This is a genomic window from Williamsia herbipolensis, assembly GCF_000964005.1.
GTDB lineage: Bacteria > Actinomycetota > Actinomycetes > Mycobacteriales > Mycobacteriaceae > Williamsia_A > Williamsia_A herbipolensis.
Genome location: NZ_JXYP01000040.1, coordinates 1 through 18,948, shown reverse-complemented (window position 1 = coordinate 18,948; position 18,948 = coordinate 1). Strand labels below are relative to the sequence as shown.

Genomic DNA, 18,948 nt, shown 5'->3' with positions numbered 1-18,948 from the left:
ACGTTCCGGGGAGGTGGTATCGATGAGGCATGAGTGGCATCGATGCGGACGTGATCGTGGTGGGGGCGGGGATCGCCGGTCTGCGGTGTGCCGCGGCGTTGCGGTTGCGCGGGTTGTCCGTCCGCGTGCTCGAGGCCGACGCCGTGCCCGGTGGTCGGATCCGTACCGACGTGATCGACGGATTCCGCTGCGACCGCGGCTTTCAGCTGCTCAACCCCTCGTACCCGGCCGTGAAGCGGCACGTCGACGTCGACGCGCTCGCCCTGCGGGTGGCCGGTCGCGGCGTGCGGATCGTCGACGACTCGGGCGACGCGCGGACGATCGCCGATCCGACCCGACACCCCCGACTGTTGCCGGAGACGGTGCGCTCGGCCTTCGGCGTGGGCCTGCTGCGACCACGTGCGGTCGCCGGTGCGGTGCGATGGGCGCTGCCCGCGGTCGGACCGGTGCGTCGTCTGGCGGCCGCACCCGACGCCGCGCTCGCCGACGACTGGGATCGACTCGGACTGCGCGGACCGTTGCGCGACTCGCTGTTGGCGCCGTTCCTCAGTGGTGTCCTCGCCGACGGCGTCGGTGACACCTCCGACCGCTACGTCCGCCTCGTGCTGCGCAGCTTCCTCCTGGCGACACCCGGCGTGCCGAACGCCGGCATGCAGGCGTTCCCCGAACAGCTCGCCCGCACCGCCGGTGTCGACATCGCCTTCTCGACCCGCGTCGAGGAGATCTCCGACGGCGCCGACCCCTCGGTCCGGACCGCCGACGGCGCGGTCGTGCGTTCACGGGCGGTGGTGGTGGCGACCGACTCGGTCGACGCGGCGAGCCTCAGCGGCTCGGCAACGTCACCGATGCGCGGGCTCTCCACGTGGTGGTTCGAGGCCGACGGCCTCGCCTCCGACACCTTCCTCCGGGTGTCGGGTGTAGGCGGTGTCGTGGTCAACACGGCCGAGATGAGTTCCATCGCAGCGGGATACGCGCCGCCGGGGAAGACCCTCGTGCAAGCGACGACCCTGCTCGACGACACCGGCCCCGCGCCGGAGACGCAGGTGCGTGCCGAACTCGATCGCCTCTGGGGCACCACCACCGCGTCGTGGCGGGTCATCACACGCCACGACATCCGGCGCGCCCTGCCCAGACAGGAACCCGGAACACCCCTGCGGCGACCGCTGCAGGTGGGTGAGCGGCTGGTGTTCGCCGGCGATCACCGCGACACCCCGTCGATCCAGGGCGCGCTCGTCTCCGGCGGCCGCGCCGCCGCGCGGGTCGCGCGACTCATCGCCTGACCCCTTCCCCAGTTGGGCACGTAACGACCGCAGTTGGGCACGTAACGACCCCGATTGGGCAGGTAAGGACCGCGGTTGGGCGGCTGAGGACACGTGGTGCCCAACCGATGGGGTTACGTGCCCAACTGCGGTCGTTACGTGCCCAACTGGGGTGGTCAGGTGCCCGACGGGGGTGTCTGCGGGGTGCGGATGAGGCGGGCGTAGAGCTCGGCGAGTTCGTCGGTGACCTCGCCGAGGTCGAGGGGACCGACGCCCGACATCCGCAGCGCCCGGTTGAGGCCGGCGACGTCGAGATCGGCGAACACGTCGATCGACGGCGGGCTCGGCAGGGGCGGCGGTGTGAACCCGGAACCGTAGAAGTCGACTACCTCGGGCGTGCGGACGTGGACCGGTCGGGTCGGCTCGTCGGTGTCGTCGCGCAGATGGGCCAGGAGCGTGGCGATCTCGGCGCCCATCATCGTCAGCGCGATCGACGGCGTCTTGTCGATCTGCGCGGCCATCTCGTACCCGAGCGCCAACACGTGGATGCAGCGCGGCTCCTCGTCGGGACAGTTGCAGTCACCTCGGACGTCGGCGGGCTCGGTGGGCAGCACCAGCGAACCGAGGATCCGCGGCTGTTCACCGCGCGCGACGGCCAACAGGTCGTCGGTGGCGTCCCTCTCGCGCAGCAGGGCGACGACGGTGTCGGGTTCGACGGTCCGCATCGTCAGCGAGGTCTCGAACGGTTCGACCTGGCTGCCCTGCACGAGGGCGGTCACCGTGCCGGGTCGAACGCGCACGTCGAGGATCGTGCGTTCGCGGAAGTAGGTGCGCGCCTTACCGACCCGACGCGTGTCCTCGGGGCGGTCGATGACGGCGAGCACCGCTCGCGACCACGCGGTGAGCCCGTATCCGCGGACGGGTGCGTCCTTCTTCCGGGGGCTCACTCGCCCACCGCCTCGTCGCGCAGGCGCATGAGGTCGTACAACTGGTCGTCGTCGATTTTTCCGAGCCAGCTCTCGCCGGCGGTGACGGTGAGATCGGAGAGCGCGCGTTTGTCGGTGATCATCGCGTCGATGCGCTCCTCGATCGTCCCGACGCACACGAATGTGCGCACCTCGACCCGCTTGGTCTGTCCGATGCGGTAGGCGCGGTCGGTGGCCTGGGCCTCCACCGCGGGGTTCCACCACCGGTCGAGGTGCACGACGTGATTCGCGGCGGTGAGGTTCAGCCCGGTCCCGCCGGCCTTGAGCGACGCCATCAGCACCGGTGGGCCCGCCGCGTCCTGGAACTCGGCGACCATCCGGTCGCGGGCCGTCCGCGAGAGTCCGCCGTGCAGGAACGACACGTCGTCGCCGCACACCTTCGACAACCACGGCGCGAGCATCTCGCCGAACGCCGTGAACTGGGTGAAGATCAGGGCGCGTTCACCGTCGGCCACGATGTTCTCGAGGATGTCGCCGAGCAACTCGAGCTTGCCGGACCGATGGGCGTTCCGCCGGACCAGGACCGATCCGTCGGCGAGGAAATGCGCGGGGTGGTTGCACACCTGCTTCAGCCGGGTCAGCGCGGCGAGAACCGTTCGCACCCGGTGTCCTTCGTCGCCCGAGGCCATCGACTGCTCCCGACCGAGCGCCTGCATCAGGTCGTCGGTGACGGCGCGGTAGAGCGCCGCCTGCTCGACGGTCAGGTTGGCGCGCACGGTCAGCTCGGTCTTCTCGGGCAGATCGGCGATGATCGTCGGATCGGTCTTCACCCGACGCAGGATGAACGGCGAGGTGATCGCGTTCAGTCGGCGCGCGGCCTCCGGATCGCGCTCGCGCTCGATGGATTCGGCGAATCGTGCCTTGAACACCGACGGTGACCCGAGCAGACCGGGGTTGACCAGATCGATCACCGCACGCAGGTCCTCGAGTCGGTTCTCCACCGGCGTGCCGGTGAGCGCGATCCGTTGCCGCGCATCGATGCTGCGGACCGCGCGTGACGCGGCCGTGGCGACGTTCTTGATGTGCTGCGCCTCGTCGACCACGACATGGCGCCACGCCACCGTTCGCAACGACTCCGCGTCGCGGGTGGCGATCGCGAAGGTGGTGACGGTGACGTCGGTGTCGAGTGCCGCGGCGGTGAAGGGGTCACGCCGCGCACGGCCCGGGCCGTGGTGCACCATCACGCGCAGATGCGGTGCGAAGCGGGCGATCTCCCGTTCCCAGTTGCCCACCACCGACATCGGGCAGACGATCAGCGTCGGCCCCGGGCGGTCAACGACTGCATCCGCAGCGACGGCCTCGCGCTCACTGCACAGCAGCGCGATCACCTGGACGGTCTTGCCCAGGCCCATGTCGTCGGCGAGAACGGCGCCGATGCCGAGCGACGCGAGGTGTGCAAGCCATTCCATCCCACGGTGTTGGTAGGGCCGGAGTTCGGCGGCCAGCGTCGACGGGGCGTCGAGCGGCTCGGGTGTGAGGGTGCCGCCGGCCGCGACCTCGTCGAGCCACGACAGGCCCGACACCGACGTCACCGGCACGCCCAGGCGGTCGGCACCGCCGGTGACGAGTCCGAACAGCTCGCCCATGTCGGCGGGATGGCCGGAGGCGGCCAGGGCCCGCTGGGTGGTGATGAACTCCGCGGCCCGGCTCAGCGCGGATCCCTCCGCGCGGATCCAGACGCCCCGCACCCGGACGAGACCGCCCTTCTGTTCGGCGAGGGACGCGAGCTCGCCGTCGTCGAGAACGTCCTCACCGATCGCCAACTGCCACTGGAACTCCCGGATCTCCGACAGCCCCACCATCACCGTCCGCTCGACGGTGGCGCCGACGCCGGTGCGGCCCCGCAGCGACAGCGCCGGGGTGACCGCCGCCAGGGTGCGGGGCAGCAGCACGACGATGCCCGCGCGCCCGAGCTGCTCGGCCCCGGTGTCGAGAAGGTCGGTGACGAGGTCGGTGTCGAGCAGGAAGTCGAGGGTGGCGCGATCGTGGCCGGCACGGGACAGTCCGGCGAAAGCCCTTACGGCACCGGCGATCTCGGTGGTCACCTCGTCGAGCTCGTGCGGGCCGAGCCGGTGCAGATCGATGGGCACGTCGAGGCCGTCGCTGCTGCGACGACACACCTGCAACCGCCACCGATCGTCGGGAACGGTGTACGGGTCGTCGTCATCGGGATACTCGGGCTCGTGGAGGCGGAGCACCAGCGCGCTCTCGTTCTCCCGTACGCCGTCGGCCCACTCCTGCCATGCGGTCGAGGCCGCCGAGGCGCGGTCGGACGACATCGGGAGCTCGTCGTCGGAACCCGGCAGCAGTGAGCGGACCAGCGACGATCGCAACACGCCGTGCGACAGGCCGTCACAGCGTCGTCGGCACTCGTGGTCGGTGATCTCGCGGCAGAAGTCGGCCACCGCCTCGGCGCCGCCGTTCGCGATCACCACCGGTGGTGCCACCGAGACCGCCCCCGACATCCACGCTCGCCACGGGATCCCGGGCAGCGGCGCCCATCGGGTCGACCAACTGCCCGCCGACCACGCCAGCGCCGGCGTCACCGAACCGGCCGAGACGAAGCGCCGCACCGACGCCGCGAGGTACGCGTAGTAGCCGAGCTCACCGGACGACGGCAGGCCGGGGGCGTCGAGGAGGTCGGTCGCGGCCGCCGGCCCCAGCGTCAACGACGCCACCTGACGCACCGTGCCCTCGCCGGGGCCGTGCACGGTGATGGTGCGCCGCAGGGTGCGGCCGGAGACGATATCGGCGACCGGCCCGGGGATCGAGGCCTCGTCCGGGGTGGCGGTGGGCGCCCCGTCGGAGTCGGTGAACCACAGCGACAATCCGATGCCGGGACGCCACAGTGCGTGCGTCGATCCGGCGGAGGTCACGGATTCCATCCTGGCACGGGCCACCGACGCCGGATCGTCATGACCGAGATCGTCCGAGCCGGGGCCCAGCTCCGGCAATGTGCCGGAGCTGTCGGTCAGGACGGACGATGTCGGTCGATCTTCTGCGATCAACCCCTGTCGCAGGCCGTCCCGTCGCCGTCCCCGTCCAAGCCCGCGCGATAGCCGGGCTCGCCGGCTCGGATCGGAGCGGCGCCCGCGGCCCTGGCGGCCGCGCAGTTCCGGTAGTAGACGTCGCCCCCGTCCGGAATTGCCGGCGCGGCCGGCGCAGGGGGCGGCGGTGTGTAGCGGGGAACGGGTCGCGGCACCGGCGTCTGGGTGCGGGTCTCCGGAACCGGGGCCGGGGCGGCAACCGCGCCGCAGGTGGTGAGCACGCGGGTGATCGCGTCCTTCTCGGCCTGGGTGACCCAGAGTCCGTACACCGACTTCACCTGCACCTGCCTGCTCACGTATGTGCAGCGGAACGCCCGGGAGGGCGGCAGCCAGGTGGCGGCGTCGCCGTCGCCCTTGCGCTGATTCGTGGGTCCGTCGGTGGCCTGCAGGTTGCGGGGGTCGTTGGCCAGGTCGCGACGCTTGGCGGCCGAGAGTTGTTGCGCACCCTTCTGCCACGCGTCGCTCAGCGCGACCACGTGGTCGATCTGGACGTCGTCGGAGGTCTGCGCGCCGCGGGTGAACGCGATGGACGTCCCGGTGTACGGGTCGGCGAGCGTCCCGGTCAGCACCACGCATCCTCGTGTGCCCGGCCGCACGGTGATGGCGGTGAGGTCGCGCCGCAGGATGTCGTTGCGGGTGTCGCAGCCGTTGTGGCCACCGTCGACGTCGACGTCGTCGCTCCACGCCTGCCCGAATTGGGTTCGGCTGTAACCGGTCTTGGGTGCACGGCCCTTCACGGCCAACCCGTCGAGCTGCGTCAGGGCCGCCTGGGCCTGGGTGGTCGACCCGACGGCCGCCGCGCTCGACGGCGCCGGTGCCGGCGTATTCGAGGTCGTGATCACCGGGGCCGAACTCGATGGGGCAGCGCTCGACTCGGCGCCGGACGACGGCGTCGCGACCACTGCTGCGGCCTGGTCCGACGACTGCTTGGTGTCATCGGGGGCGATCAACCCGACGGCGACGACCGCGCCGATCGCCCCGACCGCGATCCACGGCCATCGACGCCGCCGGCGCGGCGGCGATCCCTGGCCGGACTTGTAGCCGGAGGGGCGGGTCCAGTCGGGTTCGGTCATCGGTGGGCCCTGCGTGTCAGGTGATCGACACGCCGCCGTCGACGACGATGGTCTGGCCGGTGACGTACCCGCCGGCGGGGGAGGCGAGCCAGACCGCGGTGGCGGCGAGCTCGGCCGGGTCGCCGGTGCGGCCCAACAGCTGTCGCGGCTGCTGCGATTCGAGGTAGCCGTCGTGGTACTGGTCGGTCATCTCCGAGGCGAAGAAGCCCGGCGCGATCGCGTTGACGCGAATGCCTTTTCGGCTCCCCCACTGCTGGGCGAGGTCGCGGGTGAGCCCGATGACGCCGGCCTTGCTGGCGGCGTAGGCGGCCTGCGGCAGACCGGCGGTGGTGATGCCGAGGATGCTCGCGATGTTGATGATCGAGCTGCCCGGGGCCATCACCTTGCCCGCGGCCTGCGCCGTCCAGTACGAGCCGTTGAGGTTGATGTCGATGACCGAGCGGAACTGCTCGACGGTCTCCCGCGTCGCGGGCACCGCGGTCCCGACGCCGGCGTTGTTGATCAGCACGTCGACCTGACCGAACTCCGCCATGGCGGCGTCGACGAGCGCGGCGCACGCCTCGGGATCGGCGACGTCGGTGGCGACGGTGAGCGCCTTCGCGCCGGCCGACTCCACCAGCGACTTCGTCTCCGCGAGCTTCTCGACCCGGCGCGCGGCGAGGACGACCGATGCGCCCGCCTCGGCCGACGCCTTCGCGAACGCGACACCGAGACCGGCGGACGCGCCGGTGACGATGACGACCTTGCCGTCGAGTCGGAACATGTCGAGAACGGACACCAATGTCTCCTCGTGTGGTCGGGCCCCTGCGAGGGACGCTACCGGAGACTACAAACCGAGATCGCGGCCGATGATCTCCTTCATGATCTCGTTGGAGCCGGCCCAGATCTTGGTGACGCGCGCGTCCTTCCACGCCTGGGCGATGCGGTATTCGTTCATGAACCCGTAGCCGCCGTGCAGCTGCAGGCAGGTGTCGAGGATCGAGTTCTGGATCTCGGCAGTCCACCACTTCGCCTTGGCGGCGTCGGCGGCCGAGAGCTCACCGTCGGCGTGGGCGCTCACGCACGCGTCGACGAACGCCTGCGTCACGTCGATCTTCGTGGCCAGTTCGGCGATCGTGAACTTGTTGAACTGGAACGACCCGACGGCCTGGCCGAAGGCCTTGCGCTCGCTGACGTAGGTGAGGGTCTCGCCGAACAACGCCTTCGCGTGCGCCAGGTTCGACACCGCGCAGTTGAGGCGCTCCTGCGGCAGGAACGTCATCATGTGGATGAAGCCGCGGTCGACCTCGCCGATCACGTTCTCCGCGGGAACGCGGACGTCGGAGAAGAAGAGCTCGGCGGTGTCGGACTCGGGCTGACCGACCTTGTCGAGTTTGCGGCCCCGCTCGAACCCGGGCATGCCCTTCTCGATCGCGAACATGGTGATGCCCTTGGACTTCTTCTCCGGCGAGGTCTTGACCGCGGCGACCACGAGATCGGCGTTGTAGCCGTTGGTGATGAAAGTCTTCGACCCGTTGATGACCCAGTCGGTGCCCTCCTGCCGGGCGGTGGTCTTGATGCCGGCGAGGTCGGATCCGGCGGCGGGCTCGGTCATCGCGATCGCGGTGACGATGTCGCCGGTGCAGAAACCGGGCAGCCACCGCTCGCGCTGTTCCTCGGTGGTCAGCTGGGTGAGGTAGGGCGCGACGATGTCGACGTGAATGCCGAACGCCGACGGCAGGGCGGCGCTCACGCCCGAGAGCACCTCGGTGAACATCGCGTTGAACCGGTAGTCACCGGCCTCGGAGCCGCCGTAGGTCTCGGGGACCTCGAGACCGAGGAAGCCCGATTCGCCCGCGCGCTTCCAGATCTCGCGGTCGATGTAGCGCTGCTCGATGATCGACTCGTGCCGCGGCATGACGTAGCGGTCGACGAATTCCTGGGCCGACTCACCGAAGGCGACGTGGTCGGGTCCGTACAGGGTCCTGCGCATGGTTCTCCTCGAGGTGACACGGGGTTACCGACGGGTAACCACATGTATGACCATGCTGCGCGACCGAGGAGCCAGCGTCAAAACGGCAGCGCCATCGCGCAGATGCGGTCGCTGCACCGCGCGGTGCCCGCGTGAGCGGAGACGATGGCCGAGGCCGTCTCGGGGTTGCTAGATTGCCGCTGTGAACTGCGGTTTCGTGGTTCCCACGCGACGAGAGGAAACGACACCGATGAGACTGTCCACGCGCAATCAGCTGTCCGGTGTGATCACCGAGATCACCCTGGGATCGGTGATGGCGACGGTGAAGATCGCGCTCGAACCGGGCGGCCAGACCGTGGTCTCGTCGATCACGAAGGAGGCCGTCGAGGAACTCGGCCTCACCGTCGGGCAGGCCGCGACCGCGCTCGTGAAGTCGACCGAGGTCACCATCGGCGTGGAGTGACCGCCGGTGGTTGCTGAAAACTGCCCCGTGGTGGCGCTCCGAGGGAACATTCCCCTCGAGGCACCGCCACGGGGCAGTTCTCAGCAGAGCCGTCGGTCGCCGCTCAGCTGTCCCCGCCCACGATCGCCTGCAGCGCGGCGACGTGACCGCGGAACGCGGTGCGCCCACCGTCGGTGATGCGGGCACGCACCGTGCGACGGGAACCGGTGGTCGGTCGTTCGGTGGCGACGTATCCGGCGCCCTCGAGAGTCGAGAGTTGTTTCGACAGAGCGGAATCCGACATCGACAGCCGCTCGCGGAGGTAGGAGAACTCCACCCAGTCGGCGGCGGCGAGCGTAGCCATCAGTGTGAGCCGCGTGCTGGGGTGGATGAGTTCGTCGAAGCGCGCGTCGGTCATGCGCCCAGCCGGCGCCGCAGCGTGCGCAGGATCTCGGGTCCTCCGAAACCGACCACCGCCGCGACGAACACCGCCGCCCACAGTTGCGGGTGGCGGGCGCCGTCGGCGTCGAGGGCCAGCGCGGCGGCGACGGTGAGGGCGACCAGCGCCAGCAGCATCGCCACGACGACCACCGGCACACGCCGATCGGCGACCTCGCGGCTGACCTGGAGTTGCGCGGTGCGGCGCCGTCCCTCGAGCAGTCGCGACGCCGCGATGGAGTGCCCGACACCGAAGGCGATCGTCGCGACCGTCGCCGCCCAGGCCGGACCGTAGGCCCCGATCACACCGAGGACGAGCCACGCCGCAGCGAGAATCCACCAGTAGGCGCGGGGGAGGCCGATCTCGGCGGCCACGTGGTCGCGTGCCCGTCCGATCGAATCGAGTGCTGCGCGAGCCTGTTCGGGATCGATGTCGTTCATGGGAGCCTCTCTTTCCTGGTTGGAAAGTAGCTTCTACTTTCCAACCAGGAAAGTCAAGAGGTCTCCCCGTGGAGATCGGCTACCGTCGCGCCTCGGCGTGTTCGGAGTCGCGACCCGCGACCCCGCCGAAGCCGACACTCGCGAGTTCCTCGCCGACGGTCTCGCGGTGGTCGGACCGCTGCTCCGGGGCGACCTCGACCTCGGCCTTGTCGCCCGAGCGCCCGGTGAACACCGAGGCGATCGCACCGAGGATGCAGCAGACGATCGCGAAGGTGAACGCCGCCGACAGCCCGTTCGAGAACGGCTCGGAGATGAGGTGCGGGAAGAACTTCAGCCCCGTGAGCGTGTCCTGGTTGGTCTGCGACAGCGTCGACAGGTGCGGACCCACGAGCTCCTTGATCGGGTTGTACCCGAGGAAGGCGGCGAACAGGATGCCGACGGTCGGCAGGTTCGCGACCGAGTTCGCGTCGGCCTGCGAGACACCGTTGGCCACCAGGCCGCCGTGCATCGCCGACGGCAGGTCGCTCGACAGACCTGCGATCATCAGGCTGAAGAACAGGCCGATCGACAGCACCATCGCGGCGTTCTGGAACGTGGTCATCATGCCTGCGCCCGACCCACGTGCGTTGGCGGGCAGGCTGTTCATCACCTCGGCGCGGTTGGGCGACGAGAACAGTCCCATGCCGACGCCGTTGATCAGCAGGATGACCGCGAAGGCCCAGTAGTTGAAGTCGACCGGGATCACGATCAACGCGAAGAAGGTCGCGGCGGTGATCGCGAGCCCGCTCGTGGTGAACCACTTCGTGCCCACGCGGTCGGACAGGTATCCCGAGACCGGCGCCGAGAGCAGGAACCCGATCGTCATCGGCACCATGTAGATGCCCGCCCAGAGCGGGGTGCGGGTGTAGTCGTATCCGTGCTGCGGCAACCAGATTCCCTGTAGCCAGATGATCAGGATGAACTGCAGACCACCCCGGCCGATCGACGCCATGAGGTTGGCGAGGTTGCCGTAGAGGAACGAGTGGTTGCGGAACAGCGACAGGTTGAACAGCGGGTTGGCGACACGGGTCTCGATCACCGCGAACGCCGCCAGGACCACGAGACCACCGATGAGGCAGCTCAACACCATCGGGCTCGTCCAGCCCATGTTCGACGAACCGTAGGGCTGGATGCCGTAGGTGATGCCGACGAGGATCGCGATCAGACCGACGGCGAAGGTGAGGTTGCCCCACCAGTCCATCGATGCCTTCTGCCGAACTCCGGTGTCGTGCAACTTCATGTAGGCCCACACGGTGCCGACCACGCCGAAGGGGACCGACACCAGGAAGATGAGGTTCCAGTCGATCGGGGCGAGGACGCCGCCGACGAGAAGGCCGAGGAACGATCCGGCGATCGCCGCGACACCGTTGATGCCCAGCGCGAGTCCGCGCTGGTGCGCCGGGAAGGCGTCGGTGAGGATGGCCGACGAGTTCGCCATGAGGAAGGCGCCGCCGACACCCTGGATGACGCGCCAGAAGATCAGCCAGATCGCGGCTTTGCTGCCGTCGAACCACGTCGCGGCGAGGAACACCGACGACACGGTGAACACGAGGAACCCGATGTTGTACATGCGCGCCCGGCCGAACATGTCGCCGAGACGACCGAAGCTGACGACGAGCACCGCGGTGACGACGAGGAACCCCATCATCATCCAGAGCAGGTAACTCGTGTTGTCGGGCTCGAGCGGGTTGAGCTTGATGCCCTTGAAGATGTCGGGCAGGGCGATCAGCACGATGGAGGAGTTGATCGTGGCGATCAGCATCCCCAACGTGGTGTTGGACAGGGCGATCCACTTGTAGTGCGGACCGAGTTCCTCGAGCGAACGGACGCGCCGGCGGCCCGAGGGTTCGGGTGCGGCGCCCTTGTCGAGCACGGGGGTGGAGCTGCGGGTCATGGCTTCCTCGGATCTCTCGCGGTGAAGAACGAAGCGGTGGTGTGCGGTTGCGCCGTAGGTCAGTCGGGTCGGGGCCGGACCGTCTCGATCAACGACTCCGCGAGCAGGGCGATGGAGCGCTCGGCGGCGGCGCGGTCGTCGGGGGACAGGCGGGAGAGCGCCTCCTCCATCAGTCGCGCACGGCGCGAGGTGGTGGAGGTGATGAGCTCGATCGCCGCGTCGGTCGCGGTGATCAGGCTGGCCCGGCCGTCGAGCGGGTCGGCGGTGCGGGCCACCATCCCGTCGCGTTCGAGCCCACTCACGATCCGCGACATCGTCGGCGCGGTGACGCGTTCACGTGCCGCCAGTTCCGACAGGCGCATCGGCGGGCTCGACACCAGCACCCAGAGCGCCGACGTGGAGCCGAGCGTGAGCGATCCCGAACCCGCCTCGTGGCGGAGCGTTCGGGAGATCCGGGCGAGCGCGGTGTAGACGTCGACCGCGCTGCCGGTGCCGGTGGCAGCGGTGTGAACGGAGGTCATGAGCAAGGATATTAGTTGCGTAGTACTAAGTAATCGAATCGTAAAAGCGATATGTCCGATAGCAGACCAGCGATTCTGCCGACCCGTTATCCGGCTGTTACTGTGCTGGGGTCTACCGCCTCGCGAGAACCTAAGGACCAGATTCGATGTCGATTCGCAGCCTCCGAACCCGCCTGTTGGCCGGCGTTCTGGCAACCGCATCCATTGCGGGGTTCGCCACCGTCGTCACCGCGGCACCCGCTCAGGCGCGACCTGCCTCGAACGCCGTCTACTCCGCAGCGATGCAGCGCACCATCCCGGTGCAGATCCTCAACCGTAAGCAGGGCGCGCCCACCCTGTACCTGCTCGACGGTCTCCGCGCCCCCAACAACGACAACGGTTGGCTGATCAACACCGACATCGTGCGGTTCTTCGCCAACAAGAACGTCAACGTCGTGCTGCCGTTCGGCGGTGCGGGCAGCTTCTACACCGACTGGGAGCGTCGCGATCCGGGCCTCGGGCTGAACAAGTGGGAGACCTTCCTCACCCGCGAGCTCCCCGCCTACATGGCCAAGAACTTCGGCAGCCCCGCCGGCCGCAACGCCATCGCCGGTCTGTCCATGAGCGGCACCAGCGCGCTCAACCTCGCGACCCGCCACCCGAGCATGTACCGCGGTGTCGCCTCGTACAGCGGCTACCCCGTCGCCAGCGAGCCCGGCTTCGCCCAGGGCATCGGCGTGGCCGTCGGCCAGGTCGGCGGCGACGTGAACAACATGTGGGGCGTGTGGCCCGGCGGCGAGTGGCTCGCCAACGACCCGGCGCTCAACGCCGGCAAGCTGCGCGGTAAGCGCGTCTACATCTCGTCCGGTTCGGGCGGCTCGAACATCAACCCGGTCTCCGACCCGGTGAAGTTCGCGCAGCTCGTCCCGCTCGAGGTCGCCGCGTCCATCGCGAGCGTCCAGTACGTCGACACCCTGCGCCGCAACGGTGTGAACCCGGTCGTGAAGATCACCGCAGAGGGCGTCCACTTCTGGGACTACTGGCAGGCCCGCCTGCACGAGTCGTGGTTCTCGACGCTCGGCCCGGCGCTCGGCGCCTGACCCACCGACGCACCTCCGCCCCGGCACATCGATCGCGATCGACGTGACCGGGGCGGAGTCGTCTGGACCGCCGATGACCGTCGCGGGGCTGGCGCGGCGGCTGGGCACCGGCGACGCCATCGTGATCGGCCTCGGGTCGATGATCGGCGCCGGGATCTTCGCGGCCTTCGGCCCGGCCGCCTCGGTCGCCGGATCAGGGCTGCTCATCGGTCTGGCGATCGCGGCGGTGGTGGCGTTCTGCAACGCGACGTCGTCGGCGCAACTCGCCGCGCAGTACCCACTGTCGGGCGGCACCTACCTCTACGGGCGCGAGCGACTCGGCGACTGGGCCGGGTTCCTCGCCGGGTGGACCTTCGTGATCGGCAAGACCGCGAGCTGCGCGGCGATGGCCCTGACGTTCGCGACCTATGCCGTCCCGGCCGGGGCGGCGCCCTGGGTCGCCGCGGCCGCCGTGATCGCGCTGGCCACCGTGAACTGTTTCGGTGTGACCCGCACGGCCACCGCGACGATGGTGATCGTGTCGGTGGTGCTGGCCGTTCTCGTCGCGGTGGTCGTGGTCGGTGTTGCCGGCGGTGACCCCGATGCGTCGAATCTGACCGGTGATCTGCTCGGCCACGGGTGGTACGGCATCGCGCAGTCGGCCGGGCTGCTGTTCTTCGCGTTCGCCGGCTACGCCCGCATCGCGACCCTCGGCGAGGAGGTCCGTGATCCGCGGCGGGCCATCCCCCGCGCGATCGTGACCGCGCTCGGGATCACGCTCGTCGTGTACGTCGCCGTCGGGATCGCCGCGTTGGCCGTGCTCGGTGTCGACGATCTCGCGTCGAGCCGATCACCGCTGGCCGATCTGGCGACCGCGGGTGGGGGAAGTGGGTGGGCGACACCGGTCCGCGTCGGTGCCGCGCTGGCGGCGCTCGGCGCGTTGCTGGCCCTCATCGCCGGGATCGGACGCACCGCACTGGCGATGGCGCGCAACGGTGATCTCCCGCGGGCATTGTCGAGAATCGCGCCGAGGCACCAGGTCCCGCTGCGGGCCGAGGTGTCGCTCGCCGCGGTCGTCGTCGTCCTCGTGCTGACCGTCGATCTGCGTGACGCGATCGGGTTCTCGTCGTTCGGGGTGTTGCTCTACTACCTGATCGCCAACGCCGCGGCATGGACCCAGCGCGGCCACGACCGACGCTATCCGCGCGCACTCCAGGCGCTCGGCGCCGTCGGCTGCGTGGTGTTGGTGGCGACGCTGCCGGTCATGTCGATCGCCGTCGGGGTGGGTGTGGTGATCGTCGGTGTCGGTTACCGCATGGTGGTGCAGCGCCTCGCGCGTCGGGACCCGGCCGCCGAGGTCTGAGGAAGGTCGAGGTCCGAGATCAGCTGCGCGACTCGGCCTTCGCGACGATGTTGTGCAGCATGCGCGAGAAGACCACCTTGTGGAACGGCAGCTGTCCGTACCAGTGCGCGAGGCCTGCCAGGCCGCGTGCGTAGAAGATGGTCTTCTGTTCCAGCCGCGACCCGGAGCCGTCGGGGACCACCCGCAACTCGAGCCATGCGGTGCCGGGCATCTTGGTCTCGGCGCGCAGACGTAACAGCGCACCGGGCTCGATGGCCTCCACGCGCCACCAGTCGAGGGCGTCGCCGACCTCCGGTGTGCCCGAGGGGCGGGTGCGGCGGACGCCCGGTCCACCGGCCACCGAGTCGATCAGTGCGCGCGCGGTCCAGGCGGATTCGAGTGAGTACCAGCCGTTCTCGCCGCCGAGACCCTCGACGACATCCCAGAGCGCCTCGGGCGTCGCCGAACTCGACAGCGAGCGGGTGTCGGTGAACACGTCCTCGCCGGCCCACGTGGGATCCGACGGAAGGGGTTCGGCGGCCGCCACGGAGGCGTCGGCGTTCGACCAGTCGTTGTCGGTGTCGGCACGACGGACCCGGTCGAGCGCGGCGTCGAGAGCCTCGCGGTAGGTCTGCAGTCCGCCCTCGGGTCGGGGGATCACGGTGTCGATGTCGTGGTCGTGCATCACCGCGTCACACTCGAGCGACTCGATGAGTGGACGGGCCAGACCGCCGGGCACCGGCGTCACCAGGCGCACCCAGCGGCTCGCGATGGACGGGGTCAGATACGGCAGCACGATCATCCGGCGCCGGCGCAGTCCGGCGGCCTCGGCGTAGATCTGCATCATGTCGCCGTACTCGAACACCTCGGTGCCGCCGATGTCCCACGTTCGGCTCTCCGGCACACCGGCGGTGGCGGCCTCGACGAGGTAATGCATCGCGTCGTGCACCGAGATCGGTTGGATCTTGTTGTGCACCCAGCGCGGTGTCGTCATCACCGGCAGGCGATCGGTGAGGTGACGGATCAGTTCGAACGACGCCGAACCCGTGCCGATCACGACACCGGCCTGCAGCACGATCGTCTCGATGCCCGAGGCCATGAGGATCTCGCCGACCTCCACCCGCGAGGTCAGGTGCTGCGACAGGTCCTTGCCCGTCGGGTGCAGGCCGCTGAGGTAGACGATCCGCGAGACGCCCGCGTGCTGCGCGGCCTTGGCGACGTTGGTGGCCGACTCGCGCTCCTCGGCCATGAAGTCCTCGGACAGGCCCATGGAGTGGACCAGGTGGTAGACCACATCGACACCCTGGAAAGCCCGGTCGAGGGAGTCGCGGTCGGAGAGATCGCCCTTGACCACCACGTCGTCGCCGGCCCAGGGGGCGTCGGCGAGCTTCTCCGGCGTCCGCGCCAGGGCGCGCACGGTGTGGCCCGCGGCGATGAGCCGGGGCGCGAGGCGGCCGCCGATGTATCCGGTGGCGCCGGTGACCAGGCAGGTCCGAGGATTCATGATTACTCCGTTGTCGTGGCCTTCGCGCGGTGGCGCGACGTAATGGCCTTCGGCGTCCAGCCTACGGACGGACGTCGGGCCGACCGGCCCGAAGAGGCGAACCGACGCCGCGACGGACACCGACCACGGCGCACCCGTCGACGGCGTCGTCGGTGACCGTGGTGGCGGTCAGTCCCGCCCGGGCGAACGCGGCCTCGAGATGCGGGGCCTGTGTGCGTGAGGTCTCGATCGCCAGGGTGCCGCCGTCGGTAAGCCACCGTGGTGCGTCGGCGACGATGCGGCGGGCGATCGCGAGACCGTCGTCGCCGCCGTCGAGCGCGTGACGGGGTTCGTGGTCGCGGGCGTCGCGCGGCATGAAGGCGATCGCGTTCCCGGGCACGTACGGGGCGTTCGCGACGATGACGTCGACACGGCCGGCGAGGTCGCCGGGCAGGGGGTCGAAGAGGTCGCCGCAGACGATGTGGGCGTCGGGGGCGTTGTCCGCCGCGCAGGCGACCGCGACGGGATCGATGTCGCACGCCGTGGCCGATCGGACACCGGTGCGCTCGGTGACCGCCCGCGTGACCGCGGCACTGCCGCAACACATCTCGACGAACACCGAGTCAGGTGCCAGCCGGGCCGAGGCGATGGTGACCAGCAGCTCGGTGCGGCGCCGGGGCACGAACACCCCGGGCCGCACACCGATTCGCAATCCGTCGAACGCGACCCATCCGACGACGTGTTCCAGTGGTTCCCCGCCGATCCGGCGATCGAGGAGCGCGCGCAGTGCGCCGGGCGAGTCCGCGGCGTCGGTGAGCAGGCGCGCCTCGTCGTCGGCGAACACGCATCCGGCCCGCTGCAGCGCAGCGACCAGTGCGGGGTGATCGAGGGGGGTGTCGCGGTCAGGTTCCGTCGGTCGTCCCCTCGGAACCGCCCAGCGCGTGGTCGGGCTTCGTCGTGTCGGAGTCGTCGTCGGTGGGCTCCTGCGACGCGGCGTAGGCCTTCTCCTCCTCGGCGATCTCTTTCGTCTCGCCGATGGGGGTCTCGTTGTCGTGCGGGAAATCGCTCATGGTCGCCGGCCTCCTCGAGTGGCGTCTGCGCTGCTTCACCGTGTCACGGCCAGCCCCACCGTACGTCGCCTCCCGCCGCCGACCCCGCACTCGGGTGGGTCAGGGGTTGGCGAAGCGGTCGACGACCGAGCGGTGGAAGTCGGGGAGCTCATCGGGGCCCGAGAGGGCGCGGGCGACGTCGGTGATCGTGTACCACTCGCCGGCGTCCTGGTACCGGACACGGGCGATGCCCCGGTCGCCGTCGTCGCAGCGACAGGCGATCTCGACCGAGCCGGTGATGACGCCGACCTCGTCGGTCATCACGCCACCCGGTGCGGCGGTCACGATGGTGGACAGTTCCCCCGGAGCGATGTCACCTGTCATGGTCAGCAGCCGTTCAGCAGGGTGGTGAGTGCGGACTTCTCCGACGATTGCAGGCTCAGGCCCCAGGCGTGCTTCGACCCGACCCACATGCGGGCGTAGGTGCAGCGATACGCCGACACCGGCGGAAGCCAGGTCGAGGGATCCTGATCGCCCTTCGAGCGGTTCGAACTCGCCGACACCGCGATGAGCTGAGAGTTGGTGAGGTCGTTCGCGAACTGCTGGCGGCGGGCGGTGGTCCACGACGCCGCACCGGAGCGCCACGCCTCGGCGAGGGGGACCACGTGGTCGATGTCGACACCGGACGACTCGGCGATGGTGACGCCGTCGTACGGCGAGTACCAACTGCCCGCGGTCGGGGAGCAGTCCGAGCCGGTCGTCACGCCGCTGCCGTCGCGCTTGAGCACGGTCTCGCGGGTGTCGCACGTGCCCGACTGCGCGATCCAGTGCGGGAACTGGTCGCGTGAGTACCCGCTCATCGAGCCCTCGGTGGCGACCTGCAGGTCGGCCAACTCCGACCGTGCGGTCGCGGCCGACGGGATCGCCGGCGGGGTGGCGCCCGCGACACCGGGCGCGGTCACGACACCCGCGGCGGCGGCGCCGATCGCAGCGGTGACGATCAGCGTTCGAATTCGATTGTGCGCAAACATCTGTTGGTCTCTCGGCTCGCCCCCGAACCCCCGCGAGGGGTGACGCTAGGGGTGCCGGGTGGACGCGACGCGACCGCGACACAGATGTGACGCTAACTAAACATTACGGTCGATCGACGAGACCGCGGGTGACGCTCGTGCGACGAGCGCCACCCGCGGTGGTCGATGACGGTCGTTCAGGAACCGGCGGGAGGTGCAGGCGCGCCGCTCGGTGCCGGCGGACGCTGCCCACCGTCGGTCGGGGCCTTGCCGTCGGGTCCGCCCTTGGCGTCCGGACCGGCCGGGCCGCCCTTGGCGTCGGGACCCGCGGGTCCGCCCTTCGCATCCGGTCCACCCTTGGCGTCGGGTCCGGCGGGGCCGCCCTTCGCGTCGGGTCCGCCCGGGGCGGGGGGACCACCCGGGGCGCACTTCGCGCCGTCGGGGCCACCCTTGGCATCCGGTCCGGCCGGGCCGCCCTTGGCGTCGGGACCCGCGGGTCCGCCCTTGCCGCCGGGGCCGGCGCCGTCACCGGGGGCCGCGGGTGCTCCCGACCCACCCGGTGCCGACGGTGCGCCGGAGGCATCGGGTGCCTGCGGCTGGTCGCCACCGGAGCGGGGCAGCGCTCGACGACGATGCGTTGTTCACGTTCTGCTCCACCGGGTTGGCGAGGAAGATCGCCGACACCACGACGGCGCCGATGAGCGCCCCGCCGACACCGACCGCGGTGAGCGGCAGCCAGGGCTTGGCGCCGGCCTGTGAGCGGACGCGCGACCAGCGCGACCCGGTGGGGGCGGCCGGTGCTGCCGCAGCGGGTGCGGGCTGCCCCTCGAGGGGGCTGGTCGACGGGTTGTTCGCGCTGTAGGCGACCGTCGGCGTGTGGGGGTCCACCGGGGTGGCGGGGCGGGCGATGCGTCC

The 18,948-nt window shown here is 70.1% G+C and carries 19 protein-coding genes; 4 read left to right on the top strand and 15 right to left on the bottom strand.

Translation table 11 applies throughout. From position 1 onward, the window contains the following. Positions 1–29 precede the first annotated feature (29 nt). Positions 30–1,280 (top strand): FAD-dependent oxidoreductase, encoded by a 1,251-nt coding sequence (locus TU34_RS20735; protein WP_045824824.1) that lies wholly within the window; start codon positions 30–32, stop codon positions 1,278–1,280. Between the two features lie 155 nt (positions 1,281–1,435). Here TU34_RS20735 and TU34_RS20730 read toward each other — a convergent pair whose 3' ends face one another. From TU34_RS20730 to TU34_RS20710, 5 genes are all read right to left on the bottom strand, one after another. Continuing rightward, the gene (locus TU34_RS20730) at positions 1,436–2,206 is read right to left on the bottom strand and encodes an SWIM zinc finger family protein (RefSeq protein ID WP_045824823.1); all 771 of its coding nucleotides are present in this window, start codon (positions 2,204–2,206) and stop codon (positions 1,436–1,438) included. Further along, a complete protein-coding gene (locus TU34_RS20725; RefSeq protein ID WP_045824863.1) occupies positions 2,203–5,130 on the bottom strand; it encodes a DEAD/DEAH box helicase in 2,928 nt (975 codons plus the stop codon). Before TU34_RS20725 ends, TU34_RS20730 begins: the two co-directional genes overlap by 4 nt. A gap of 119 nt (positions 5,131–5,249) precedes the next feature. Further along, positions 5,250–6,365 carry a GmrSD restriction endonuclease domain-containing protein gene (locus TU34_RS20720; protein WP_082080491.1) on the bottom strand — a complete coding sequence of 372 codons (1,116 nt, stop codon included), beginning with the start codon at positions 6,363–6,365 and terminating at the stop codon, positions 5,250–5,252. Positions 6,366–6,381: 16 nt separating this feature from the next. After that, complete coding sequence (locus tag TU34_RS20715) at positions 6,382–7,143, bottom strand: SDR family NAD(P)-dependent oxidoreductase (protein WP_045824822.1); 762 nt, start codon at positions 7,141–7,143, stop codon at positions 6,382–6,384. Positions 7,144–7,191: 48 nt separating this feature from the next. Further along, a complete protein-coding gene (locus tag TU34_RS20710) occupies positions 7,192–8,337 on the bottom strand; it encodes an acyl-CoA dehydrogenase family protein (protein WP_045824821.1) in 1,146 nt (381 codons plus the stop codon). Positions 8,338–8,566: 229 nt separating this feature from the next. Between TU34_RS20710 and TU34_RS20705 the strand changes: the two genes are divergently transcribed. Then, positions 8,567–8,779: a TOBE domain-containing protein gene (locus tag TU34_RS20705; RefSeq protein WP_045824820.1), complete on the top strand. Its 213-nt coding sequence runs from the start codon at positions 8,567–8,569 to the stop codon at positions 8,777–8,779. A 103-nt stretch (positions 8,780–8,882) separates the two neighbouring features. Here the strand turns inward: TU34_RS20705 and TU34_RS20700 are convergent, their stop codons facing one another. The 4 genes from TU34_RS20700 to TU34_RS20685 form a co-directional block, all read right to left on the bottom strand. Further along, the gene (locus TU34_RS20700) at positions 8,883–9,176 is read right to left on the bottom strand and encodes a transcriptional regulator (protein WP_045824819.1); all 294 of its coding nucleotides are present in this window, start codon (positions 9,174–9,176) and stop codon (positions 8,883–8,885) included. Then, on the bottom strand, positions 9,173–9,637 hold the full coding sequence (locus TU34_RS20695) for a hypothetical protein (RefSeq protein WP_045824818.1): 465 nt from the start codon (positions 9,635–9,637) through the stop codon (positions 9,173–9,175). Before TU34_RS20695 ends, TU34_RS20700 begins: the two co-directional genes overlap by 4 nt. Positions 9,638–9,716: 79 nt before the next feature. After that, complete coding sequence (locus TU34_RS20690; RefSeq protein WP_082080490.1) at positions 9,717–11,570, bottom strand: MFS transporter; 1,854 nt, start codon at positions 11,568–11,570, stop codon at positions 9,717–9,719. Positions 11,571–11,629: 59 nt separating this feature from the next. Next, complete coding sequence (locus tag TU34_RS20685) at positions 11,630–12,091, bottom strand: MarR family winged helix-turn-helix transcriptional regulator (RefSeq protein WP_045824817.1); 462 nt, start codon at positions 12,089–12,091, stop codon at positions 11,630–11,632. Between the two features lie 146 nt (positions 12,092–12,237). Between TU34_RS20685 and TU34_RS20680 the strand changes: the two genes are divergently transcribed. Next, positions 12,238–13,170 carry an alpha/beta hydrolase gene (locus TU34_RS20680; RefSeq protein WP_045824816.1) on the top strand — a complete coding sequence of 311 codons (933 nt, stop codon included), beginning with the start codon at positions 12,238–12,240 and terminating at the stop codon, positions 13,168–13,170. A 73-nt stretch (positions 13,171–13,243) separates the two neighbouring features. Next, the gene (locus TU34_RS20675) at positions 13,244–14,512 is read left to right on the top strand and encodes an APC family permease (RefSeq protein WP_045824815.1); all 1,269 of its coding nucleotides are present in this window, start codon (positions 13,244–13,246) and stop codon (positions 14,510–14,512) included. Between the two features lie 19 nt (positions 14,513–14,531). Here the strand turns inward: TU34_RS20675 and TU34_RS20670 are convergent, their stop codons facing one another. From TU34_RS20670 to TU34_RS23995, 6 genes are all read right to left on the bottom strand, one after another. Continuing rightward, positions 14,532–15,995 (bottom strand): SDR family oxidoreductase, encoded by a 1,464-nt coding sequence (locus TU34_RS20670; RefSeq protein WP_045824814.1) that lies wholly within the window; start codon positions 15,993–15,995, stop codon positions 14,532–14,534. Between the two features lie 61 nt (positions 15,996–16,056). Continuing rightward, on the bottom strand, positions 16,057–16,848 hold the full coding sequence (locus TU34_RS20665) for a putative protein N(5)-glutamine methyltransferase (RefSeq protein ID WP_045824813.1): 792 nt from the start codon (positions 16,846–16,848) through the stop codon (positions 16,057–16,059). A gap of 28 nt (positions 16,849–16,876) precedes the next feature. Further along, complete coding sequence (locus tag TU34_RS24155; protein WP_203225509.1) at positions 16,877–17,044, bottom strand: hypothetical protein; 168 nt, start codon at positions 17,042–17,044, stop codon at positions 16,877–16,879. A 99-nt stretch (positions 17,045–17,143) separates the two neighbouring features. After that, entirely contained in the window at positions 17,144–17,407 is a 264-nt protein-coding gene (locus TU34_RS20655; RefSeq protein ID WP_045824812.1) for a hypothetical protein, read from the bottom strand. 2 nt (positions 17,408–17,409) lie between these two features. Continuing rightward, a complete protein-coding gene (locus TU34_RS20650; protein WP_045824811.1) occupies positions 17,410–18,054 on the bottom strand; it encodes an HNH endonuclease family protein in 645 nt (214 codons plus the stop codon). A 504-nt stretch (positions 18,055–18,558) separates the two neighbouring features. Further along, positions 18,559–18,948 (bottom strand): hypothetical protein (locus tag TU34_RS23995; protein WP_045824810.1); only part of this gene is annotated, 390 nt, incomplete at its 5' end.